A 23,158-nucleotide genomic window follows, 5' to 3' on the forward strand; every position below is an offset into this window, starting at 1 on the left:
GTGAACAGCACGTGACCCGAGGGTGACCGGACGGTGGCGCCGGGCGCGGCCGTGGAGCCTGCTCCGGGTACCGGTTTCGATCGGACGACCTCGGCCGCCGACCGGTGGAGGTCGGCCATCGAGACGACCGGTACTGTGTCGGCGCGGTCTCGTGACTGCTCGAACGGGAGGAGCGGCCGACCATGTCTGACGCGATCGACGCGCGACTCGATGCGATCTTCGCCGCCCGGAACCGCGAGGACATGCAGCCGACCATCGATGCGCTGCTCCCCATCCACGAGGAGCACCCGGAGCACCCTCGAGTCCTCTACGAGCTCGGGGGTGTGTACGACACGGCGGGAGCCGAGGCGACGGCGCTCAGCTTCTACGAGCGAGCGATGGAACGCGGACTCACCGGAGATCTCCGGCGCCGCTGCTCCCTCCAGTACGGGAGCACCCTCCGGAACCTCGGCCGGATCGACGACTCGCTCCGGGCCTTCGCGCGGGCGCGGGCTGAGTTCCCTGATTCCGTCGCCCTCGAAGCCTTCGAAGCCCTGACGTTCCACGCCGACGGCCGACCGAACACCGCACTCGCGAGCCTCCTCGTGCTCCTCGCGGAGCACGTGGACGCCCCGGACCTCGAACGGTACAAGCCGGCCTTGCGTGGCAACGCCGACTACCTGGCCTCACTGGACGCAGAGGACGACGACGCTCATCCGGAAACCCGGGAGGGGATCAGCTGACCGGACGAAGCGCGTGGAGGTTGCGTGGCTGATGCAACAGGAGTCACCCTGATCCGATGAGTTCGACGGGGAGCACTGTCCTGCGCACCAGCGCATTCGTGGCCACGGCGATGTCGCTCGTCTTGCTGACCGGGTGCAGTGGGACGGGTGAGCCGCCGAACGCCGCCGAACCGACATCGCGGCCACCAGCTGCTTCGAGTGCTTCGACACCGACCCCAGCCGAGGCATCGAAGCCTTGCCCGGCATCCGATGGCGGTGTCCCGGCCGGTGCGAGGACCGCTTCGACGATCGACGTGGACGGGGATCTCGAGGCTGACCAACAGTGGGTGACCGAGGACGGCCGGTTCGGCGTGACGACGAGCACCGGTCTCACCAGTTCCGTGCGTCCCCGCAACCTCTCTGGCGGTGCCGAACCCACTGCGTTGGTCGCCGACGTGTCCGGTCAGGGCAACGGACCGATCGTCATGCTCGTCGCGGGCAGCCGTGATGTCGATCTGTACCGCTGGACCGGCTGCGCATTCGAGGCAGTCACGAACCCCGAGGGCGACCAGTACCAGTTCGACCTCACCGGGCAACACGGCACCGGCGTGGGATGCACGAGCATCAACGGAGCGCGCCATCTGGTCGGACTCCTCGCGGACCGACCCGCGCGCGCCCCATCGGACATCGACCAGATCGCGGTGACACCCATCGAGCTCGACGGCACCCGCGGCGAGAACGGTCCGTCCGCGATGGCCGAGCCCGCGGACGACACCGCCGCTACGAGAGCGACCCGGGTCACTTGCGACGACCGCACACTCGATGACGACGGGCTCGGAGTCGCGCCCCGCTGATCGGGCGACGGGACGCGCTCTCGTTGCGGTGGATCCCGTACCGTGCGTCGTGTGACCAACCAGTCCGGTTCTGCTGACACGGGAACGGGAAGAGCCTGGCTCGCGTGGCTGCTGACTCTTCCCTTCGCCGTCGTGCTGTTCGTCATGGCGTCCTTGGTCGCGATGGCTCTCGACGAAGCACGCAGCTTCGGTTGGCCCGGACCGACCGACAACGACCTCGATGTCGCGCAGATGAACCGAGATGAAGCGCTCGGCGGAGCGACGATGGTCGGTGGTGTGGCGGTCCTGCTCGTGGTCATCTTCCTGGCGGCGTTCGGTACTCACGCATGGCGTCGACGTCGTCCGTTCAGGTACTGGTTCTGGCCAGTTGCACTCGTCCTGACAGCGGTGTCCGTCCCCGTCGCGCTCATCCTCTGATCGGGCAGGGAGACGATGGTGCAACGGCGCATCTCAGTGCTTGCACCTTCAGTCGGTCGCATTTACGCTGCCCGCATGTGGTGGTGGATCGCAACCGGCGTGGTCTTGGCGGTGTTCCTCGTGCTGTGGATCGTCATGCACCGCTTCACCGACTTCGGCTCTCGTGCCGCGGACTTCGAAGGCGCTGACCCCGAAGTCGCAGGGGCCCTCCGGCAAGCCGAGGCTGACATCGCGCAGGGGCGCATGTACTTCTGACCCTCCCCGGACCCTCTCCGTCACTCACGGCCGGTGGCGGGCGAAGCCAGCGATGCCGACGCCGATGGACGTGCCGGTCATGAGCCGGACGCCTGTCGAGATGCCAGTGCACCATGAGGTGATGATGCGCCGGTACCGACTCTGGCTGGCGTGGATCCTCGGCCCGCTGCTGGCGGCGCTGGTCCTCCTGACGGCGCTGGCGGCCGTGACGGACTCCACGCCGTGGCCCCCACTGCTGGCAGCAACCATCGCGTGCGCTGTCGCCGGGGCGTTCCTGTTCGCACTCGGACCGCGAGCCGCTCGCCAGCAGGACCGCGAGAGCCGCGCAGCAGAGCCGGAGCCACCGGTGAACGGGCTCGACCGGCGACACCCACCACGAGGTGATGAGTCTTGATCAGGACCCGTCCTGTGGGAGTGCTGTACGCCTCCTGGACGGCCACAGTCGCTTGCTGAACACAGCGGCAGCCGACCAGTGGCTGTGCGTCAGCTGGACGGCAGCACGATGAACGCGTGCCCTCAGAACTGCTCCAGCTCCCGATCGTCCTCCCGGCCGTCCTCGTGCCGGTGGACGTCGTCGCCGTCGTCCTCGTCCTCCTGACGGTCTTCGGACCGCACGGCCGGACGAAGGGCACGGTCGCGTCGGAGCACCCGCCCCGACGCCGGTGGAACCGGGGCCTCCCCGGGGTGCTGGTGCGGATCGTGGCGATGGCGGTCGGCTCGGGCATCGGCCTGGTCGCCGTCTGGTGGTTCGGCGACGTCCAGGACCTCTTCGGTGTGTCCTTCACGCCCGTCACGCGCATGTGGGTCGCCTTCACGGCGGCCGCAGTCCTGTTGTTCCTGGTCGTCCTGGTGCAGGGCGGCAACGGCCGGCGGATCGTCGGGCTGGGCGCAGCCCTGGCGGTCGCCCTCACGGCGGGCCTCGGCATCAACGTCGACTTCGGCGCGTACCGGACCATCGGCGAGGCCGTCACGCCGAACCCCTACCCGCTGGGCACCCTCGACCACCAGCACGCGGCGCGTCCGGCTGCGCGGATCGTCGACGCGGCGACCTGGACCGCGCCGAAGGGGATGCCGGCACACGGCCGCACGATCGCCGTCCGCATCCCGGCGACGGTCTCGCACTTCCACGCCCGCCCCGCTGTCGTCTGGCTGCCGCCGGCCGCGCAGGTGGCCGACCCGCCGACCCTGCCGGTGCTCGTCGCGCTCTCCGGGCAGCCGGGTCAGCCGTCCGACATGTTCCAGACCGGCCGCCTCGGGTCGTTCCTCGACCGCTACGCGTCGACGCACCACGGCATCGCGCCGATCGTCGTCTCGCCCGACCAGCTCGGAGCCCCCGGCCACAACCCGATGTGCGTCGACAGCCGTCGCCTCGGGCGGAGTGCGACCTACGTGATGACCGACACGGTCCGGTGGATCCACCAGCACCTCGACGTCGCCTCGGGCAGCGCGGCGTGGGGCATCGGCGGCTTCTCGCAGGGAGCGACCTGCGCCATGCAGTTCTCGAGCGCGTACCCGGAGGTGTTCGGCACGACCCTCGCCATCTCCAGCGAGATCGCCCCGGCGAACGGCGACCTCCAGCACACGATCGCGGTCGGCTTCGGCGGCTCGCGTCCGGCCTACCTCAAGGCCACACCGGAGGCCCTGCTCGCCGCCCACACGCCGTACCACGACCACTTCACCGTGTTCGGGTACGGCGAGGACGACGCTCCCTACAAGGCCTCGACGCTCGCGCTCCGTGCCGCGTCGGAACGCGCCGGGATCGCCACCACGCTCATCGTCTCGCCGGGCTCGGCCCACGACTGGAACACCGTCCGCTACGTCCTCCGCCGCGGCCTCCCGACCGTGATCGCCCACCTCGGCCTGCCGGTGGACGGGGTCCGTCGATGACCGCGAAGGGCGCACCCGACAGCGCCGCTCCGGAGCAGCCCGCGGCCCCGCCGAAGGCCGGCCACGAGGCGGCCGCGCCGCAGTCCGCGGCCCCGCCGAAGGCCGGCCGCGAGGCGGCCGCGCGCGTCCTGCGCGACGTGGGGCGGGCCTCCCGGTCGGTGCGGCACGCCGTCACCCGACAGCCGGTCACGGCCGTCGTCCTGCTCCTGGTGCTCGTCGCCTCGGTCACCGCGGCGGCGCTGCGGTTCGCGCACGGACGGCCGGTGCCGGACGCGCTCGTCCCCTTCCGGGTGTTCGCCGTCACCACCGGTGTCCTCGCCCTGATCCTGACGCTCGCCGGCGTCGTGCTGTTGTTGGGCGCCTCCGAGCGGCTGATGGGGTCGCGCCGGACGGTCTCCGCGTTCCTGGCGACGAGTGTCGTCGGCGCGGCGGCCGCGGCCGTCGTCGGCGTCATCGACCCGGACGGCCGCCGCGGTGCCGCCCTGCTGTCCGGGGCCGAGGGGCTCGACCCCTGGACGGCGATCCTCGGCACGGTCACCACCGCGAGTGCGTTCGCCGGCCCGCTCTGGCGCCGTCGGATCCGGGTGAACGCGCTGGCCGTCGTCCTCACCCTCTTCCTCTACGCCGGGCACACCGCCGACCTCTCCGCCGTCGTCGCGACGGCTGCCGGTTGGGGACTCGGCGAGGTCTTCCGACGCACCCCGAAGCGCACCGGCTGGACCCGTAGCTCGCACCGCGAGACCCGGGTGCTGCTCGGCACGGTCGTCCTGGTGTCGGCGGTGGGACCGGTGATCGCGCTGGTGTCCCGCGCCCGGGTCGGGTTGCTCGCACCGATCGCCGCGGTCGTCGGGATGGGGCCGGCCGACCAGCCGTCCGCCTGTCGTGCCGACGGCGTCGCGGGGGAGTGCCTGCACCGTCTGCTGACGTACCGCGCGACGGACCCCTGGTCCCTGCTGCTGGCGATCGCGCCGCTGCTCGTGCTCGTCGTCGGGGCGATCGGGCTGTTCCGCGGCAGCCGGTTCGCGGTGTGGCTCGTCGTCGTGGTCGACACCGTCACGGGGATCGCCGCCGCCGTGACCTACACCCACGTGCCCGGCCGTGTCGACCAGCTCCGCGGGTCCGAGGACGACCTCGTCGTGGGGCTGTCGATCGCCGCGTCCGTCGCGGTCCCGCTCGTCACCGCACTGGTCCTCGTCCTGCTGCGGCGGTCCTTCACGGTCGCGGTCGCCCGGCGCCGGGTCGTCGCGTTCGCGGTGACGGTCCTGGCCGCCGCCGCGGTCCTGGCGACCGTCGTGTACATCAGCGCCGACGCCGCGCCGGTGCGGGTGCACGACCCGCTCGGGCTGGTGGTCGCCGTCCTCGGACCGCTGTCACCGGTCGTGCACCACCGCGATCTGCCGATCCGGGATCCCGGGCTCCGGACCGTGCTGAGCCTCGTCGGGCCGCTGCTCTGGGCCGTGGTCGCCGTCGCCGCGATCCGACCGGCCGGTGCGGCCCCCGGCGCGACCGACACCGACGTGTCCGCCGTGGACCGCGAGCGTGCCCGCGCCCTGCTCGTCGCGGGTGGTGGCGACACGTTCGGGTGGATGGCCACGTGGCCGGGCAGCGCGCACTGGTTCACCGCCGACGGCCGTGCCGGGGTCGCCTACCGCCGCACCGGCACCGTCGCGGTGGCCCTCGGCCCGTTCGGGTGGCCGGACGCGCGCGTGTCGGCGCTGACCGAGTTCGCCCGGTACTGCGACGACAACGGCTGGACGGCAGTGTTCCACGGCATCGACACGACCAGCGCTTCGGCCCTCACCGCGCTCGGCTGGCGCACGCTGCCGGTCGCCGAGGACGCGTCGTTCGACCCGCGGGACTGGACGACGAAGGGCAGCCGGAAGCAGGACGTCCGCACGGCCGTCAACAAGGCACGGCGCTCCGGCTTCACCGCCACCTGGTCGTCGTGGCAGGACCTGCCGGTCGCGACCACCCGGCAGATCGAGGCGATCTCCGAGGAGTGGGTCGCCGACCGCGAGCTCCCCGAGATGGGCTTCACGCTCGGCAGCCTCGACGAGATGCGCGACCCCGCCGTCCGCACCCTCGTCGCCCAGGACGCCGAGGGCACGGTCCTCGGCGTCACCAGCTGGCTGCCGTCGCACCGCGAGGGCCGCGTGGTCGGCTGGACGCTCGACGTGATGCGCCGTCGGACGGACGCCCCGAACGGCGTGATGGAGTTCCTGGTCGCCTCGGCCGCCGACGTGATGCGCGAGCAGGGTGCGGAACGGCTCGGCCTCTCCGCCGCGCCGCTCGCCCGCACGCCCGGCACCGGGTCCACCGGCGACGGCGTCGAGACGCTGCTGGAACTGGTCGGCGGGGTCCTCGAGCCGGTCTACGGGTTCCGCTCGCTGCTGCGGTTCAAGCGGAAGTTCGGCCCCGAACTCGAACCGCTCGTCCTCGCCTACCCGGACCCGGTCGCGTTGCCCGCGATCGGCGTCGCGGTGGTCCGCGCGTACCTGCCCGACCTGTCGCTCCGGCAGGCGCTCGCGCTGGTCCGGGGGCGCGGCTGAGCGCGTCCCGTCGGTGCGGTGGTCGCTTCCGGCGGGCGCGGCAGGGGCGCGGCTGATCGCGTCCGGTGGTCGTTGCTGGTCCCGTCCGCTTCGGCGCACCGGCGGTCGGACGGGAGGCCCGCCACGCCTCCGAGACGCCGCGTGACGTCCGGCGGATGGTCCGCCCGCGACGGTCGGGGGGCTGGGGTATCGTCGGGGACACGCAAGCGCTCCGGGGTCGGTGCAAGTCCGAACCGGTGGTGACAGTCCACGAGCGCCGCGCCGGGTCCGCCCGGGGCGGGGTTGACCCGGTGCAATTCCGGGACCGACGGTGAGAGTCCGGACGGGAGGAAGCGCTGACGGAAGGTGACGGTCGTTCCGCGACCCCACCTGCCGTCCGCCGACGACCGTCGCGCGCCCTGGAGTCCCGTTGAGAGGACACCAGTGTTCACCGGCATCATCGAGGAACTCGGCACCGTCACCGCCGTCGACGAACGAGGCGACTCCGTCGCGCTCACCGTCCGCGGCCCGCTCGTCGTCTCCGACGCGCAGCACGGCGACTCGATCTCGGTCTCGGGCGTCTGCCTGACCGTCGTCGAGCAGACCCCGGAGACCTTCACCGCCTTCGTCATGAAGCAGACGCTCGACATGAGCGCCCACGGGTCGCTGCGGTCCGGCGACCGGGTCAACCTCGAGCGCGCCGCGTCGGTCGGCGACCGCCTCGGCGGCCACATCGTGCAGGGCCACATCGACGGCACCGCGACCGTGCTCGAGACCGACGACGGAGACGGCTGGCGGCGGGTGCGGTTCGCGCTGACGCCGGAGCTCAGCCCGCTCGTGGTCGACAAGGGCTCGATCGCCATCGACGGTGTCTCGCTGACGGTCAGTGCGGTGTCGCCGGAGTCCGCGGCGCCCGACGCCGCCTGGTTCGAGGTCAGCCTCATCCCGGAGACTCTGGCCGCCACCACGCTCGGTGTGCGGGTGCCCGGCGACCGCGTCAACATCGAGACCGACGTCCTGGCACGGCACGTCCGCCGGATGCTGCGGCTGGACGCTGCTGCCACCGGTGCCGCTGGTGCTGTCGCCGCCGGTGCGTCGGTCGGGGCGGAGGCCCGGTGATGGCCGCCGACACCGCCCCCGTCTCGCCGGCAGTCAGCCCCGCGCCGGCGGTCACCACTGCCGCGGCTGCCTCCGCCCCGGGGCTCTCCTCCGTCGAGCAGGCCATCGCCGCGATCGCCGCCGGTCGCCCGGTGATCGTCGCCGACGACGAACACCGTGAGAACGAGGGTGACGTCGTCCTCTCTGCCGAACTCGCCACCCCGGAGTGGATCGCCTGGACGGTCGCGCACTCGTCCGGGTTCATCTGCGCGCCCGTCAGCGCCGAGATCGCCGATGCCCTCGACCTGCCGCCGATGGTCCAGCACAACGAGGACGTTCGCGGCACCGCGTACACCGTCACGGTCGACGCGGCCGTCGGCGTCACGACCGGCATCAGCGCCCACGACCGGGCCCGCACGCTCCGGGTCCTCGCCGACCCGACCTCGGTCCGCGCCGACCTGCACCGACCCGGGCACGTCGTGCCGCTGCGGGCACGGGCCGGCGGGGTCCGCGAGCGCGCCGGGCACACCGAAGCCGCGATCGACCTCGTCACCGCCGCCGGGTTGCGCCCCGCGGCGGCGATCTGCGAGATCGTCGACGAGCAGGGCGGCATGATGCGCCTGCCGGAACTCGTCGGACTCGGGACACGCGAGGGCGTGCCCGTCATCACCATCACCGCGCTGGCCACCTGGCTCGACGCGGCCGACCGGGCGGCGGACGTCGCCCGCACCGAAGGGACACACGCATGAGCGGAGCAGGAGCGGCGGAGCGCGAGCTCGTCGACGGCAGCGGCATCCGGGTCGCGGTCATCGCCGGACAGTGGCACGACGTCATCGCGAACGGGCTCCTGGCCGGGGCGCAGCGCGAGATCGAACGACTCGGTGCCACGGCCCAGGTCGTCCCCGTGCCGGGCAGCTTCGAGCTGCCGGTCGTCGCGAAGGTCGCGCTGGAGTCGGGCTTCGACGCCGCGGTCGCCCTCGGCGTCATCATCCGCGGCGGTACCCCGCACTTCGAGTACGTCTCGGATGCGGCGACGAGTGGACTGACGAAGGTCGCGATCGACACCGGCAAGCCCGTCGGCTTCGGCGTGCTCACCCTCGACGACGAGCAGCAGGGCATCGACCGTGCCGGGCTGCCCGGGTCGAAGGAGGACAAGGGCGCCGAGGCCGCACACGCCGCCGTCGCCACCGCCGTCACCCTGCGGGAGCTGCGCACCAACGCCTGACCTGCGGCTGTACGCACAACGGCCCGCGCATGCAGAACGGCCCGCGCATGCAGAACGGCCTCGTACCGAGAGGTGCGGGGCCGTTCTGCGTGTGCGGTGTGTGACTACCGCTTGCCGAACACGTGGATCGGCAGGAAGAAGGAGAGGCTCATCAGCAGCACGCCGGCGATGAACACGAAGGCCTGACCGGAGGCGACCTGGAACGCGAACCCGAACAGGTACATCGACACCAGCAGCAGCAGGATCGAGAAGACAGCAGCGATGACGCGGCCCACGGTGGTACCTCCGGGAATCAGCGGGTAGAACGAACTCAGTCTATCCCCAGGACCGGGTGCGCTGGTTCACGGAGCGGGTTTCGTCGCGATCAGGCGGTCGACGACCTGCAGCAGTGCCGCCATGTCCACCGAGGCCCGGTCCGGGCGGACGTCGCTGGCCGCCCCGAGGGACGCCGCGTGGTACAGCCCGTCGCCCAGGAGCTTGACGGCCTGCGCGGTGGGGACGTCCCCGAGCGCGTCGACCAGGGTGGCGAGCCAGGCGTTCTCGGTCTCGTCGAGGGTACGGCCGGCCTCTTCGTACCCGGCCTGCTGCAGGCGTGAGGCGGCGAGCAGGGCCAGGTCGAGCTCACTGCCGACGAACTGGCAGTTCTCGACGAAGTAGCGCGCGGGACCGTCCTCGGCCGAACGCATCCGCTCGATGTCCAGCGCGGACAGGTCGGCGAGCCGTTCGCACAGCCCCTCGACCAGGGCCGCCTTGGAGCCGAAGTGGTAGAGCAGTCCGCCCTTCGAGACACCGGCGCGGGCGGCGACGGCGTCGAGGGTCGCGGGACGTTCGCCGTCCTCGCACACGATGGCGACGAAGCTGTCGAGGACGCGGTCGCGAGCACTTGCCATGCGCACGAGTCTAGGGACCCACCGGGATGAACAGTCGCCGTGAACGTTCACGCACCCTTGTTCTGCGGGCTGTCCGCGGCTAGCCTCGCTCCGACCGTGAAGGTTCACGACGAACAGGATCCGCATGTCAGCGCAGACCGCGACCCCCACACCCACCACGAACGACATGACCCCCGGCTGGGCGGTCCTCGGCCCCGGGGGCATCGCCCGCCGCTTCCTCGCCCAGCTGTCCAGCAGCAGCGGCCGACTCGTCGCCGCCGGCAGCTCGTCACTCGAGCGGGCCCAGGCCTTCGCGGACGAGGCCGCCGAGCACGGGTTCCCCGACGTCACCGCGGGCACCTACGACGACGTGCTCGCCGACCCGCGGGTGGACGCCGTCTACATCGCGACCGTGCACACCGGGCACGCAGCCCTCGTCCTCGCAGCACTCCGGGCCGGCAAGGCCGTGCTCTGCGAGAAGCCGCTGACGCCGAACCACGGCACGACGATGGCGCTCGTCGACGCCGCCCGCCAGGCCGGGCTGCCGCTGGTCGAGGCGTTCATGTACCGCTTCCACCCGCAGACCGCCGCCTTCCTCGACCTCGTCCGTGACGGCGCGATCGGCACCGTCACCCACGTCGACGCCTCCTTCGCGTTCCGGACCGAGGAGCGCACCGGCCGGCTCTTCGACGTCGAGACCGCCGGCGGCGGGATCCTCGACGTCGGCTGCTACCCGGTCACCATGACCGCGGCGATCGTGCAGGCCGCCACCGGGGTCCGCGTCGCCGAACCGGTCGAGCTGCACGCCGTGGGGATCCTCGGCCCGACCGGGGTGGACGAGTGGACCGTCGCCAGCGCGACGTACCCGACCGGCATCACCGCGAGCCTCCGCACCGGCGTCCAGGTCGAGGACACGAACGCCGTCGTCGTGCACGGCACCCGCGGCACGATCACGCTCCGCGACCCCTGGACCATCGGGGGGAACCCGGTGATCGAGGTCCGCACCGTCGACGCCGCACCGACCGAGACGTCCTTCGCGGGTGCCGCCCCCTACGGGCTCGAAGCCGACGCCACCATCGACGCCCTCCGTGCCGGCCGGGTCGACACCCCGCAGATGACCACCGACGAGAGCCTCGCCGCCGCCCGCACGCTCGACCGCTGGCGCGCCGCGATCGGCCTGCGCTACCCGTTCGAGGCCGAGATCGCCGACATCCCCACCGTCAGCGGCCGCCCGCTCACCGTCGCGGCCGACGCCCCGATGACGTACGGCCAGCTCCCCGGCATCGACAAGCGTGTCTCCCGTCTGGTGATGGGCGTCGACAACCAGCCCGACCTGGCGCACGCGAGCGCGATCTTCGACCACTTCGTGGAACAGGGCGGCACGGTCTTCGACACCGGGTACGTCTACGGCGGTGGCGTGCTCGAGGGCCGACTCGGCGCCTGGATCCGGAACCGCGGCATCCGCGAGGACGTCGTCGTCATCACCAAGGGCGCGCACACGCCCTACTGCGACCCGGAGTCGCTCACCCGCCAGCTGCTCGAGAGCCTGGAGCGCCAGGGCACCGAGTACGCGGACGTCTACATGATGCACCGGGACAACCCGGACATCCCGGTCGGGGAGTTCGTCGACGTCCTCGACGAACACCGCCGCGCCGGCCACATCCGGGTCTTCGGCGGATCGAACTGGACCCCCGCCCGCTTCGACGAGGCGAACGCCTGGGCCGCGGCGAACGGCAAGTACGGGTTCGAGGTGCTCAGCAACCACTTCGGCCTCGCCGAGGCGCTCGACGTCCCCTGGGCCGGGTGCGAGCACGTCACCGACGCCGCGTCCAAGCAGTGGCTCGAGGAGCGCCAGGTCCCGCTGCTGCCCTGGTCGTCGCAGGCCCGCGGGTTCTTCACCGGCCGTGCCCGACCGGACGACACCAGCGACGCCGAACTCGTCCGCTGCTACTACTCGGACGCCAACTTCGAACGCCTGCGCCGGGCCGAGGAGCTCGGCGCGCAGTACGGCGTCCCGGCGACCGCGATCGCCCTGGCCTACGTCCTGCACCAGCCGTTCCCGACGTTCCCGCTGTTCGGCCCGCGCACCATCGCCGAGGCCCGCTCGTCGATGCTCGGCCTGACCGTCGACCTCACGCCCGAGCAGGTGGCATGGCTCGACCTCCGCAGCTGACCGGCACCGGTGGCCGCGCGACGATCCTCGACGTCGCCGCGGCCGCCGGGGTCTCCCGGCAGACGGTCACCCGCGCGGTGAACGGTCTGCCGGGGATCAGCGACGCCACGAAGGAACGGGTCCTCGCCGCCGCCGCTGAGCTCGACTACCGGCCGTCCCGGTTCGGTCGAGGCCTCGTCTCCGGCGGCGCGCACCAGCTCGGACTGCTCGTCGACGACCTGCGGAACCCGTACTCGCCCGAACTCGCCGCGGCGGTCCTCCGGCTGGCCGCAGCTCGCGGGTGGAACGTGATGCTCGCCGACGTCGGCCTGGCGGGTGACTCGGACCGGTCCGTGCAGGACCTCGGCGCCCAGAGCGACGTCGTCATCGGCTACCTCGGCGCCCGCGCACCGGAGTGGATCGAGCACCTCGGTCCGGTGCCGGTCGTCGAGCTCGACCCGCACGGTGTCCCGGCCCGCGGCGCCGTCCGGCTCGACCCGACGGACGCGGTGGAGGCCCTCGCCGATCACCTGGTCTCGGTCGGTGTGAAGCACCCCCTCGTCCTCGACGCGCCCACGGTCGCCCGAGCACCGGGGGAGTCGAGCGCCCGTGGCGCCCTCCTGCTCGACGCGCTCCGCCGCCGCGGGTACCTGCCGGCGCACGTCGTCGCCACCGCGGCCTCGGCCGACGCAGGTGCCGCGGGGACGACCGCGGCGCTCGCGCGACACCCTCGTCTGGATGCCGTCGTGGCGTTCAACGACGTGATGGCCCTCGGCGCGCTCGCCGCCTGCCGCCGTGCCGGCGCCGAGGTCCCCGACCGTGTCCGCGTCATCGGCATCGACGGGCTGACACTCGGCACGCTCGTTGCACCGACGCTCACCACGCTCGCGGTCGACCTCGACGAGGTGGCACGGCACGCGGTCGACCTGGCACTCGGCATGCTCGACGGCTCGCTGCCGCGGTCCGGTCCGTCGGTCGAGCGGGTCGTCCGCCACCGGCTGGTCGTGCGCGAGTCCGCCTGACCGGCGCACGGACCGACCACCGGACGGGAGGCACGGGGCGGGCCGGATCCGCGCCTCCCGTCCGCCATTGGTTGCATTTGCAACCACAACCGTCCGGACGGTACACTAACGGAACCCTGACGGGGCGCGTGACGACTTCCGCGTCCCGTCTCGTCTGCGCTCTGCCCCTCGTGGCCGACGGCGCGACACGCTCGAAGTCCTGGAGTCCGCCATGTCCGCCCTGCTCACCAGCCCCGTCGCCACCCGGATCACCACCAGCCGTGGTTCCCGGTTCGCCGCGCTCGCGGTGCTCATGCTGCCGGTGCTGCTCATCTCGGTCGACAACACCGTCCTGAGCTTCGCGCTGCCCTCGATCTCGCGCGCCCTGCACCCCGACGCGACCACCCAGCTCTGGATGGTCGACGCCTACCCGCTCGTCCTCGCCGGCCTGCTCGTCGTGATGGGCAGCATCGGCGACCGCATCGGCCGCCGCCGGATCCTCGTCATCGGCGCGACCGGCTTCGCCCTGCTCTCCGCCGCCGCGGCGTTCGCCACCGAGGCCTGGATGCTCGTCGCCGCACGCCTCGCGATGGGTGTCTTCGGCGCGATGCTCATGCCGGCGACGCTCTCGATCATCCGCAACGTGTTCCCGGACGCCGGCGAACGGCGCCTGGCCCTGGCGGTCTGGTCGACGATGTTCGCCGCCGGCAACGCCCTGGGCCCGCTCGTCGGCGGTGTGCTGCTCGCGCACTTCCACTGGGGCAGCGTCTTCCTCGTCGCCGTGCCGATCCTGGTCGTGATGCTCGTCGCCGTGCCGTTCTGCGTGCCGGAGTCCCGCGACCCGGAGCCCGGGCCCGTCGACGTCCCGAGCATGCTGCTGTCCCTCGGCGCCCTCGCCCCCACGGTCTGGGCGATCAAGTCCCTCGTCCACCCGGAGGAGCGCGGTCTCGCGATCGCGATGGTCGCCGTCGGTGTGCTCTGCGGCATCGCGTTCGTCCGGCGGCAGCTGCGCTCCCGCACGCCGATGCTCGACATGCGCCTGTTCCGCAGCACCGCCTTCACCGGCAGTGTCCTCATGAACATGGCGGCGATGTTCTCGCTCACCGGGTTCCTGTTCTTCATCGCGCAGCACCTGCAGCTCGTCGCCGGCCTCGACCCGTTCGCCAGCGGTGTGGTGCTCATCCCCGGCGCCGTCCTGACGATCATCGCGGGCCTCGCCGTCGTGCCCGTCGTTGCCCGGGTCGCACCGCGCTGGGTCGTGTCCGTGTCGCTGCTGTTCTCGGCCGCCGCGTACGCCCTCGTCGCCGTGCTCGGCCACCACGCCTCGATCGCCGCGCTGGCATTCGCGTTCGTGCTGCTCGGCATCGGCATCGGTGCGTCCGAGACCGTGACGAACGACCTCATCATCTCGACCGCGCCGGCACACAAGTCCGGCGCTGCGTCGGCGATCTCGGAGACCGCGTACGAGATCGGCGCCGTGCTCGGCACCGCCGTCCTCGGCACCATCCTGGCCACCGCGTACCGGGCACACGTCGTCGTGCCGGACGGGCTGTCCTCCACCGCGCACACCGCAGCGGGGGAGACCCTCGGCGGAGCCGTCGCCGCGGCGACGCAGCTCGGCGGGTCGGCGGGGCAGGCGCTGCTCGAGTCGGCGCGTGCCGCCTTCGACTCCGGGGTCACCACGACGGCGGGCGTCGCTGCGGCGCTCATGGTCGTCGCGGCGGCCGGCGCCGTCGTCATGCTGCGGAAGCGCTGACCCGCGGCCGGGCGGGCCCGGTCCGTGTCGCCGCGTCCGTCCGCGTCGTGGGTCGCTCACGCGACGTCGCGGCACGCCCGGGGATGAGCCGATCCTGTGAATCATGGACCGGCACCCGGGCACAGGTCCTACGTTGGGAGATGGCCGCGACGACCGCGGCCGCACCCACGAACGAGGAACGACCACGACTGACATGCCCGACGCCGCCCCGGTCGACGTCTCCCAGCCCGGCACCCCCGCCGCCCCGCCCGAGGTCGACGCCACCACGGCCGACATCACCGCCGCCTACAAGGACGCCTTCCGCGGGCACCCCGCCGGCGTCGCCGTGATCATCGCCGAGGGCCCGGACGGACCGACCGGCCTCACCGCGTCGAGCGTCGCCTCGGTCGCGGTCGACCCGCCCGTGCTGGTGTTCTCGCTCTCCACGAACTCCGGGTCCGCCGGGGTCGTCCTCGGCGCACCGCTGTTCGTGGTGCACCTGATGGACGCCCGCGGTGTGGCCCTCGCCAAGCGCTTCGCCTCGACCGGCAGCCCCGCGGCCGACGACCCGATCTGGGGACGGCTGCCCTCCGGTGACCGCTACCTCCCCGACGCCGCCAGCGCCCTGCGCTGCCGACCGCTCTCGACCACGCCCATCGGCAGCTCGACCGTCGTCGTCGCCGAGGTGCTCGACATCGTCGTCGGGCTCGACCGTGGCGAGCCGCTGGTCTACCACAACCGGGAATTCCACTCCCTGACCGATCGTTCCCGGCTCTCGTGAGCCGCGGAGCCCCGCACCCCACATCACCGATCGAAAGGACCGCCCATGGCTGAGTACACCCTGCCCGAGCTCCCGTACGACTACGCCGCCCTCGAGCCGCACATCAGCGGCAAGATCATGCAGCTGCACCACGACAAGCACCACCAGGCGTACGTCACCGGTGCGAACACCGCCCTGCAGCAGCTCGGCGAGGCCCGCGAGTCCGGCAACTTCGGTGCGATCAACAAGCTCGAGAAGGACCTGGCGTTCCACCTCGGTGGGCACGTGAACCACTCGATCTTCTGGACCAACCTCGGCCCGGACACGAAGGTCCCGGAGGGCGAGCTCGCCGCCGCGATCGACGAGTTCTTCGGCTCGTTCGAGAAGTTCCAGGCCCAGTTCGCCGCGGTCGCCAACGGCATCCAGGGCTCCGGCTGGTCCGTCCTGGCCTGGGACGTCGTGGGCCAGAAGCTCGCCACGTTCCAGCTGTTCGACCAGCAGGGCAACATCCCGTTCGGTCTCGTCCCGATCTTCATGCTCGACATGTGGGAGCACGCCTTCTACCTCGACTACCTCAACGTCAAGGCGGACTACGTCAAGGCCGTGTGGAACATCGTCGACTGGGAGAACGTGGCCGCGCGCTTCGAGAACGCCAAGTCGCAGAGCTTCGTCACGCTCTGAGCGTCACCGACGCGGGTCGCTGAGGCGACCACCTGACGAACGGGAGGCCCGGTACCAGCTGGTACCGGGCCTCCCGTCGTCCCGTGGTGCGGTCGGACCTGCTGGTGGCCGGTCGTCAGGCATCGGTCACCGCGCGCTGGCCGCCGGCTGCTCGCAGCCCGCAGCCCGCTGCTCGCAGCCCGCTGCTCGCAGCCCGCTGCTCGGTCAGCGTGTAGCGACCTCGACCTCGGCGGCGAGCCGGCGGGCGACACCGCGGAGGACCGCGTCGGTGTGGGTGGCGTCACCGTCGAGGACCGCACCCCACTGCGCGCCCCGGGCAGCGAGCACGGCGGCCCCTGCGGCGCGGCGGGCGGTGCCGTCGTCGGCGCCGTGCGCCCGGGCCCAAGCGGCGAGCGTGTCCACGTGCGCCCGGTGCAGGCGGCGGTGCCGGTCGTGATCGGACAGGCACTCGACCGAGCCGAGCTCGAACGTCAGGCGTGCCGCCAGGAAGCGCTCGGCGTCGTCGAGACCGCCGAAGACGCGGACCAGGTGGTCGGCGAGGGCTTGTTCGTCGGCGTCCGGGTCGAGGCAGACCGACAGCACCGGGTGGCTGAGGTGTTCGACCACGGCGTCGATGAGGCCGTCCCGCGAGCCGAAGTGGTACACGATCGGGTACGCGCTCGTGCCGAGGACCCGGCCCAGGCTGCGGACCGAGACGTCTTCGAGCCGGGTGTGGTGGAGGTGGTCCGTGACCTTGCAGACGATCGCGGGCTTGAGCGTCGGGTCCGGTTTGCGTGGCATGGTCTCTTCCGAAGGCGGTGATCGGGACGGATGACCGCCACGAGGACCGAGCGGACATGTCGCATTCTACCGGACGGTTCCGACACTCTGCCCTGCGCTAGTCCGGCGTCGGCTCCGCGCGCACGGTCAGCGTCTGCACCAGACCGGCGGCGAGTGGCGCGAGACGGATCTCGACGCGCAGACGACCGTGCTCACCGGGCAGCCACCACCGCAGGTGCGTCGGCGTGCTCGACTGCTCGGCGACCGGGGTGCCACGGAGGTCGGCCCCGACCACGGCGACCGCGGCGTCGAGCGCGGCACGTCGGCGGTCCCAGGGCACGTCGAGCGGCACGTTCGGCGTGCAGATCGCGGCGGCTCGGTCGTCGTCCCAGTCGGCCAGGAGGCGCTGCACGGCCTGCTGGGCGGCTCGCGTCTCCGGCAACACCCGCTCCGGGGCGTCGGCGACCGGCGCGTGGGCGATCGACGTGTCGGCGATCGAGGCGCCGGCGATCGACGTGTCGGCGATCGACGCGACGGCTCCGGACCGGACGTCGGCCAGGACGAGGTCGTGCGCCCGCGTGGCAGCCACCGACACCTTGGCCTGGGTGGCGTTCTCGAAGGCGACGACACCGAGGCCGGTGGAGGCCGACCACCGCATGTGTGCCGAGAAGCCTGGGTAGCCGCCGGAGTGCGACACGATCGAGCCGACGACGGGGTCGTGCTCGACGAACAGCCCGAAGCCGTACCCGGTCGCCCGGGTCGATCCGGGCAGGGCCTCGGCCGGGACCATCCGCATCGCCTGCTGCATCGCCCGACGTCCGGCCGTGTCCAGCGGGCCGGCGTTCGCGGCCGCGGGCTCCGAGAATGGCGGCGCCGTGCTCTCGAACGCGCTCGCCAGCCAGGACGCCCAGCGGGCGAGGTCCCGGACGGTGGAGAAGAGCCCACCGATCGGTGAGAACGCGCCGGGCCCCGGTGTCGTCAGGGCCTCCCAGGCGGAGCCGTACGGCCGGTACCCGGTCACGACGTGCCCGCGGGCGTCGGCGGCCGCGAACACGGTGTCGTCGAGTGCGAGGGGACGCAGGACCCGCTCGGTGGCGACGGACGTGAACGGCGCACCGGTCACGACGGCGACCACGCGGCCGAGCAGTGCGTAGCCGAGGTTCGAGTACGCGAAGCGCGTGCCCGGCACCGAGTCGAAGAGGAGTCCGGCGCCGAGGACGTCGTCGAGCTCGTCGTCGGAGATGCTCTCCTGCCGGTCACCCCACGGGTCGTCGGTGGGGAAGCCCGCGGACATCGTCAGGAGCATCCGGACCGTGGGCACGGGGGAGTCCGTGGTCGGGAGCGCCACCGAGCTGAACGCCGGCACGAAGTCCGTGACCGGGGCGTCGAGCGACAGCAGTCTGTCGTCCACGAGTCCGAGGAGCGTCGTCGCGGTGACGCTCTTCGTGCACGACGCGATCCGGTACACGGTGTCGGCGTCGGGCGCCGTGCCGTCCCCGCGGTCCCCGGCACCACCGGAGGCCACGAGTCCGTCGCGGTCGAACACGCCCCAGACGCTGCTCGGAGCGATGCCGTCGGCGACCCGCTGCCGGTGCAGGGCGTCGACCTGGTCGAGCACCGCGGCGGACGGCCGGGTCATGCGCGCCGCATCTCGGCGTAGGCGTCGAGGGCACGCTGCCGGGTGGCCTTGAGGTCGACCATCGGCTCCGGGCGCGCTTCGTCGGCGGGCACCCAGCGGCGGACGTACTCCCGGTGCGGGTCGAAGCGCTCGAGCTGCCGGTCCGGGTTGAACACCCGGAAGTACGGCGCCGCGTCGAATCCCGAGCCCGCGACCCACTGCCAGTTCGCGGCGTTGTTGGCGGCGTCGGCGTCGACCAGCGTGTCCCAGAACCACTGCTCGCCGATCCGCCAGTCCACGAGCATGTTCTTCACGAGGAAGCTCGCCGTGGCCAGACGGACCCGGTTGTGCATCGCGCCGGTGTGCCAGAGCTCTCGCATGCCGGCATCGACCAGGTCGAAGCCCGTCGTGCCGTGGCGCCAGCGGTCGAGCTCCGACTCGGCGGCGTCCCGCCACGGGAAGGCGTCGAACTCACGACGGACGTTGGTGCGGGCGATGTCGTCGCAGTGGAAGTACTCGTTCCAGTTGAACTCGCGCCACGCGAGCTGGCGGAGGAACGCCGGCGCGGCACGTCGCTGGTCCGGCTCGAGGGGCTCGTGCATGCGGTGCCAGACCTGGTACGGGCTGATCTCGCCCCAGCGCAGGTGCGGCGACAGGCTGCTCGTCGCTGCCTGGGCCGGTTCGTCCCGCTGGTCGTAGTCGGCGAGGGCCTCGTCGACGAACCGCTCGAGACGGTCGGACGCACCCTGCTCACCGGGCGTCCACGCGTCGCGCATCCCGCCCGCCCAGTCCGGGGTCCTCGGCAGCAGGTCCCAGTCGTCGAGCGTGTCCGAGGCGACGTCCGGCGGCGCGGCGATGGTGTCCGGCTCGGCCCACGGGTGGCGAGGCTCGGGCATCGCCTGCGCCGCCCGCCAGAACGGCGTGAAGACCTTGAACGGCTCGCCCTTGCCGCTGAGGACCGTCCACGGCTCCCAGAGCAGGTTGGCCGCCGCGCTGTGGGCCTCGATCCCGCTGGCGATGAGGCCGGCCTTGATGCCCGCGTCGAGTTCGCGCTCCACCAGGCCGTACCGGCGGTTCCAGAACACGGCGTCGGCGCCGGACTCCTGCACGAGGGCGGGGATGACCTCGGCCGCCGGACCGCGGCGCAGCACGAGCCGCGAGCCGTACCCGCGCAGGTCGGCGTCGAGCGCGCTCAGGGACTGGTGGAGCCACCAGCGCGCCGCGGCACCGAACGGGCGGATGCCGTCGCTCTGCTCGTCGAGGACGTAGACGACCGTGACCGGGCCGCTGCGGTCGGTGGCCGAGCGGAGGGCGGGGTTGTCGGCGATGCGCAGGTCGTCGCGCAACCAGACGACGGAGCCGCCCGCACCGTTCCCGCTCATGCCGGAGCCCCGACCGAGCGGCGGGACGGCGTGGTCGCCGCGGCGCCGACGCGCAGCTTGGTGCACAGCTCGGTGAGCGTGCGGAGTTCGGCGTCGTCGAGCCCGGCACCGACCTGGGCCGCGATCGTGGAGGCGTGCTGCACGGCGACCGTGCGGTACACGTCGAAGCCGTGTGGCGTGAGTGCGACGATCACCCCGCGGGCGTCCGTGGGGTCCGGCTGCTTCTCGACGATCCCCTTCGCGGCGAGCCGGTCCACCAGACGGCTGACGCTCGGTTGCGTGAGCAGGAGGTGCCCGGTCAGGTCACGCATCCGGCAGCGGCGTCCGGGCTGCGTGGAGAGGTTGAAGCACACGTCGTACTCGTTGAACGAGATCTCGGCGGACGGGAACTCGGTGTTGAGGTTCCGCATCACGGTGACCTGGGCGCGGAACAACGACTCCCAGGCGGCGACCGCGGTGGCCTTCTCGGTTCGGTGATCGCTCACGGGTCTTTCCCTCCGTCGGGTGGACCACCACCCTACCGACGGGCTCGGACACAGAACGCGGGCCGGCCGTCCTGGTGGACGACCGGCCCGCTCCCTTGCACCAAGAGATTCCTGCAATCACATTCCACAGCCGGTGCCACAGCAAACACCGTCTGCACGACCGACTGTATAACGGTGCGGTAACGCCGGGGAAGGGCGCCTCGCCGTCGAATCCTGCGAGTTGTCCGATCGACGCACGAGAGCAGTTTCAGAAGAGGTCGGGTGAGGGGGTCGAGGCGTAGCGGACCGAGACGTCGGCGTGCCGGTCGAACCGGTAGCCCACGCCCCGGACGGTCCGGACGATCTCCTCGAACGCACCGAGCTTCGACCGGAGCCGACGCACGTGCACGTCGATGGTGCGCTCGTTCGGGGTCTCGTCCTCACCGTCGGACCACAGGCCCTCGATGATCGCCGAGCGGTCGACCGTGCGGCCCTCGCGGAGGACCAGGAACTGCAGGAGCTCGAACTCCTTGAAGGTCAGCGGCGCCGCTTCGCCGTCCAGGACGACACGCTTCCGGGAGATGTCGATGACGACCCCGGTCTCCTCGGGCTCGGGCTTCTCGGTCTGCTTGCGCGCCGCGACCGCCGAGCGGTCCTGCAGGGCCAGGCGGACCACGTCGACGTCCCGCCCACCGGAGCCCTCGGCAGCGACGGCGACGGCCGCGTAGGTCTCGGCGGAGGGGACGAGCTGGGCGGTGAGGGCCTTCAGCTGTTCGACGACGGCGGCCAGCGTCGTGCCGGCGGCCGCGGCGGCGGCCTCGTCGAGACCGACGTACAGGGCGAACCCACGGGCCTCCGTGCCCTCCGGCAGCGCGCGGTTGCGGGGCGGCGCGACGACCGGGCTGGTCGGGACGGCGGAGCGGTCGGCGACGGGGCGGGCGGGCTGCGTCGGCAGCACGGCCGGGCGACGGCCGCGGATCGGCGTCACGCTGCCGAGGTCGGTGGTGGCCGGCGCGGCGGTACGGATCGCGGGGGCGGTGCGGGGCTGGGCGATGGTGAGCGACATGATGCGGTCTCCGGGTGGTGCAGGGGCCGTGCACGGGGTGGTGCAGCGGCCGGTGTCGAATGCGTCGGCCCGGATCGACGGCGGTGACGGCTGGCGCAGGAGTCGCTGCGGCAGCGTTCGCCGAGGAGCCCTGCGGTCGTCACCGACCGGGGCTGGTCCGGGGGAGCGGGGTCCGACCTCGCGACGGTGGTGCGCGTCGTCGACGGGGTCGTCACCGGGGGATCACACGCGCGCGACGGGGGTGGTGTCGCGGGGGATCCGGCTGGAACGGGTACCGATCAGGCACACATTCGACAACGCATGACCGCCGTGGTCGGCATCATCATGCCGACGGTCCCCGAGGCCTCGTGGAGGGCGCGAGTGGACACGGTTGCAGTCATGGCATGAGTATCCGCGGTATACCAACGCCGTGTCAACCGTCCGCACGGACGGTCGACGGATGCGGACAGTCGCCGACGACGGACGGGAGGCTGCCCACCGGTCCGGTGGGCAGCCTCCCGTCAGGAATGTGGTGCGGCGGCTACTCGGCCAGGCCGTAGAGGCGGTCGCCGGCGTCGCCGAGGCCCGGCACGATGTAGCCGTTCTCGTCGAGGCGCTCGTCGAGCGCGCCGAGGACGATCGTCACGTCACGGTCGCCGACGGCGGCCTCGAGTGCCGCGAGGCCCTCGGGGGCTCCGAGGATGCAGACGCAGGTCACGTCGACGGCGCCGCGGGCGAAGAGGAAGTCGATGGCCGCGGCGAGCGTGCCACCGGTCGCGAGCATCGGGTCGAGCACGAAGCACTGCCGGTTCGACAGGTCGTCGGGCAGGCGCTCGGCGTAGGTCTGCGGCTCGAAGGTGACCTCGTTGCGGGCCATGCCGAGGAAGCCGACCTCGGCCGTGGGGACCAGCTTGACCATGCCCTCGAGCATGCCGAGGCCGGCGCGCAGGATCGGAACGACGAGCGGCCGGGGCTTCGCGATGGCGACGCCCATGGTCTGCGCGACCGGGGTGGTGATCGGCGTGGCCGTCACCCGGACGTTGCGCGTGGCCTCGTACGCCAGGAGCGTGACGAGTTCCTCCGTCAGGGCGCGGAACGTGGGGGAGGGAGTGGTCCGGTCGCGGAGCACCGAGAGCTTGTGGGTGATGAGCGGGTGGTCGGCGACGTGGACTCGCATAGGGTCGAGCGTACCGTGCCGCACCCCTCCCGGCGGTCGCGGTCCCGCCGGACGATCGGAGCACCCGTGGAGCACCCGGCGCACCGCCCGTTCGTCCCCGCGATGGAACGCGCGCTGGCCGAGGCCCGCGCGTGTCTCGACACCGGCGACGTGCCGGTCGGTGCCGTCGTCCTCGACGCCGCCGGCGCGGTGGTCGCCGTCGGACGGAACGAGCGGGAGGCCCGTCAGGACCCGACCGCGCACGCCGAGGTCCTCGCACTCCGCGCCGCCGCGGCGGTCACCGGCGACTGGCACCTGGCCGGGCACACCCTGGTCGTGACGCTGGAGCCGTGCCCGATGTGTGCCGGCGCGGCCCTGGCGGCACGCGTGCCACGGATCGTCTTCGGTGCGTGGGACCCGAAGGCCGGCGCGAGCGGCAGCGTCTACGACATCGCGCGGGACCGCCGGCTGCCGCACCGGGCCGAGGTGGTCGCCGGCGTGCTCGAGGACGCGTGCGCGGCGGTGCTCGACGCGTTCTTCGCCGAGCGACGCTGACCGCCGAGCGAGCCCG

At 72.4% G+C, this 23,158-nt stretch carries 22 protein-coding genes, 1 pseudogene and 1 riboswitch; of the genes and pseudogenes, 15 read left to right on the forward strand and 8 right to left on the reverse strand.

Annotated features, from left to right (window positions below):
- Positions 1-242: 242 nt before the first annotated feature.
- From SOM35_RS08205 to ribH, 9 genes and pseudogenes are all read left to right on the forward strand, one after another.
- A complete protein-coding gene (locus tag SOM35_RS08205) occupies positions 243-722 on the forward strand; it encodes a tetratricopeptide repeat protein (protein ID WP_320515040.1) in 480 nt (159 codons plus the stop codon).
- Positions 723-1,015: 293 nt separating this feature from the next.
- On the forward strand, positions 1,016-1,555 hold the full coding sequence (locus tag SOM35_RS08210) for a hypothetical protein (protein ID WP_320515041.1): 540 nt from the start codon (positions 1,016-1,018) through the stop codon (positions 1,553-1,555).
- A gap of 51 nt (positions 1,556-1,606) precedes the next feature.
- Entirely contained in the window at positions 1,607-1,972 is a 366-nt protein-coding gene (locus SOM35_RS08215; RefSeq protein ID WP_253463847.1) for a hypothetical protein, read from the forward strand.
- Positions 1,973-2,047: 75 nt separating this feature from the next.
- Positions 2,048-2,227: a hypothetical protein gene (locus SOM35_RS08220; protein WP_301223044.1), complete on the forward strand. Its 180-nt coding sequence runs from the start codon at positions 2,048-2,050 to the stop codon at positions 2,225-2,227.
- A 510-nt stretch (positions 2,228-2,737) separates the two neighbouring features.
- Positions 2,738-4,114, forward strand: coding sequence for an alpha/beta hydrolase (locus tag SOM35_RS08225; protein ID WP_320515042.1), 1,377 nt, complete (start codon positions 2,738-2,740; stop codon positions 4,112-4,114).
- On the forward strand, positions 4,111-6,663 hold the full coding sequence (locus SOM35_RS08230; protein ID WP_320515043.1) for a DUF2156 domain-containing protein: 2,553 nt from the start codon (positions 4,111-4,113) through the stop codon (positions 6,661-6,663). The genes SOM35_RS08225 and SOM35_RS08230 overlap by 4 nt, the downstream gene beginning before the upstream one ends.
- Positions 6,664-6,867: 204 nt before the next feature.
- Positions 6,868-7,001: riboswitch (FMN riboswitch) on the forward strand.
- Positions 7,002-7,086: 85 nt separating this feature from the next.
- Positions 7,087-7,761, forward strand: a complete 675-nt coding sequence (locus SOM35_RS08235) for a riboflavin synthase (protein WP_320515044.1) — start codon at positions 7,087-7,089, stop codon at positions 7,759-7,761.
- Positions 7,761-8,447 (forward strand): annotated as a pseudogene (gene ribB, locus SOM35_RS08240) (3,4-dihydroxy-2-butanone-4-phosphate synthase); the annotation flags it as partial. The gene SOM35_RS08235 and the pseudogene ribB, both read left to right, overlap by 1 nt.
- A gap of 38 nt (positions 8,448-8,485) precedes the next feature.
- Positions 8,486-8,965, forward strand: coding sequence for a 6,7-dimethyl-8-ribityllumazine synthase (ribH, locus tag SOM35_RS08245; RefSeq protein WP_111074393.1), 480 nt, complete (start codon positions 8,486-8,488; stop codon positions 8,963-8,965).
- A gap of 104 nt (positions 8,966-9,069) precedes the next feature.
- Here the strand turns inward: ribH and SOM35_RS08250 are convergent, their stop codons facing one another.
- Entirely contained in the window at positions 9,070-9,240 is a 171-nt protein-coding gene (locus SOM35_RS08250; RefSeq protein WP_181439189.1) for a hypothetical protein, read from the reverse strand.
- Between the two features lie 66 nt (positions 9,241-9,306).
- Entirely contained in the window at positions 9,307-9,855 is a 549-nt protein-coding gene (locus SOM35_RS08255; RefSeq protein ID WP_111074392.1) for a TetR/AcrR family transcriptional regulator, read from the reverse strand.
- A 124-nt stretch (positions 9,856-9,979) separates the two neighbouring features.
- On the opposite strand from SOM35_RS08255, the gene SOM35_RS08260 reads away from it, so the two are divergent.
- From SOM35_RS08260 to SOM35_RS08280, 5 genes are all read left to right on the forward strand, one after another.
- Positions 9,980-12,007, forward strand: coding sequence for an aldo/keto reductase (locus tag SOM35_RS08260; protein WP_320515045.1), 2,028 nt, complete (start codon positions 9,980-9,982; stop codon positions 12,005-12,007).
- Positions 11,986-13,008 carry a LacI family DNA-binding transcriptional regulator gene (locus SOM35_RS08265; RefSeq protein WP_320515046.1) on the forward strand — a complete coding sequence of 341 codons (1,023 nt, stop codon included), beginning with the start codon at positions 11,986-11,988 and terminating at the stop codon, positions 13,006-13,008. Before SOM35_RS08260 ends, SOM35_RS08265 begins: the two co-directional genes overlap by 22 nt.
- 211 nt (positions 13,009-13,219) lie before the next feature.
- Entirely contained in the window at positions 13,220-14,743 is a 1,524-nt protein-coding gene (locus SOM35_RS08270) for an MFS transporter (RefSeq protein WP_111074389.1), read from the forward strand.
- Positions 14,744-14,936: 193 nt separating this feature from the next.
- On the forward strand, positions 14,937-15,503 hold the full coding sequence (locus SOM35_RS08275) for a flavin reductase family protein (protein WP_320515047.1): 567 nt from the start codon (positions 14,937-14,939) through the stop codon (positions 15,501-15,503).
- Positions 15,504-15,548: 45 nt separating this feature from the next.
- Entirely contained in the window at positions 15,549-16,163 is a 615-nt protein-coding gene (locus SOM35_RS08280; RefSeq protein WP_111074387.1) for a superoxide dismutase, read from the forward strand.
- Between the two features lie 204 nt (positions 16,164-16,367).
- On the opposite strand, the gene SOM35_RS08285 is transcribed toward SOM35_RS08280, so the two are convergent.
- From SOM35_RS08285 to upp, 6 genes are all read right to left on the reverse strand, one after another.
- Positions 16,368-16,943 carry a hypothetical protein gene (locus SOM35_RS08285; protein WP_320515048.1) on the reverse strand — a complete coding sequence of 192 codons (576 nt, stop codon included), beginning with the start codon at positions 16,941-16,943 and terminating at the stop codon, positions 16,368-16,370.
- Between the two features lie 97 nt (positions 16,944-17,040).
- Complete coding sequence (locus SOM35_RS08290) at positions 17,041-18,561, reverse strand: serine hydrolase domain-containing protein (RefSeq protein WP_320515049.1); 1,521 nt, start codon at positions 18,559-18,561, stop codon at positions 17,041-17,043.
- A complete protein-coding gene (locus SOM35_RS08295; protein ID WP_320515050.1) occupies positions 18,558-19,922 on the reverse strand; it encodes a cryptochrome/photolyase family protein in 1,365 nt (454 codons plus the stop codon). The genes SOM35_RS08290 and SOM35_RS08295 overlap by 4 nt, the downstream gene beginning before the upstream one ends.
- Positions 19,919-20,407 (reverse strand): MarR family winged helix-turn-helix transcriptional regulator, encoded by a 489-nt coding sequence (locus SOM35_RS08300; RefSeq protein ID WP_320515051.1) that lies wholly within the window; start codon positions 20,405-20,407, stop codon positions 19,919-19,921. Before SOM35_RS08300 ends, SOM35_RS08295 begins: the two co-directional genes overlap by 4 nt.
- A 247-nt stretch (positions 20,408-20,654) precedes the next feature.
- The gene (locus tag SOM35_RS08305; protein WP_111074384.1) at positions 20,655-21,452 is read right to left on the reverse strand and encodes a winged helix-turn-helix domain-containing protein; all 798 of its coding nucleotides are present in this window, start codon (positions 21,450-21,452) and stop codon (positions 20,655-20,657) included.
- Positions 21,453-21,972: 520 nt separating this feature from the next.
- Positions 21,973-22,608, reverse strand: coding sequence for a uracil phosphoribosyltransferase (upp, locus tag SOM35_RS08310; protein ID WP_111074383.1), 636 nt, complete (start codon positions 22,606-22,608; stop codon positions 21,973-21,975).
- 102 nt (positions 22,609-22,710) lie between these two features.
- Between upp and SOM35_RS08315 the strand changes: the two genes are divergently transcribed.
- Positions 22,711-23,142: a nucleoside deaminase gene (locus SOM35_RS08315; protein ID WP_111074426.1), complete on the forward strand. Its 432-nt coding sequence runs from the start codon at positions 22,711-22,713 to the stop codon at positions 23,140-23,142.
- Positions 23,143-23,158: the final 16 nt, after the last annotated feature.

It is taken from the genome of Curtobacterium sp. CFBP9011, from assembly GCF_034045095.1.
Taxonomy (GTDB): domain Bacteria; phylum Actinomycetota; class Actinomycetes; order Actinomycetales; family Microbacteriaceae; genus Curtobacterium.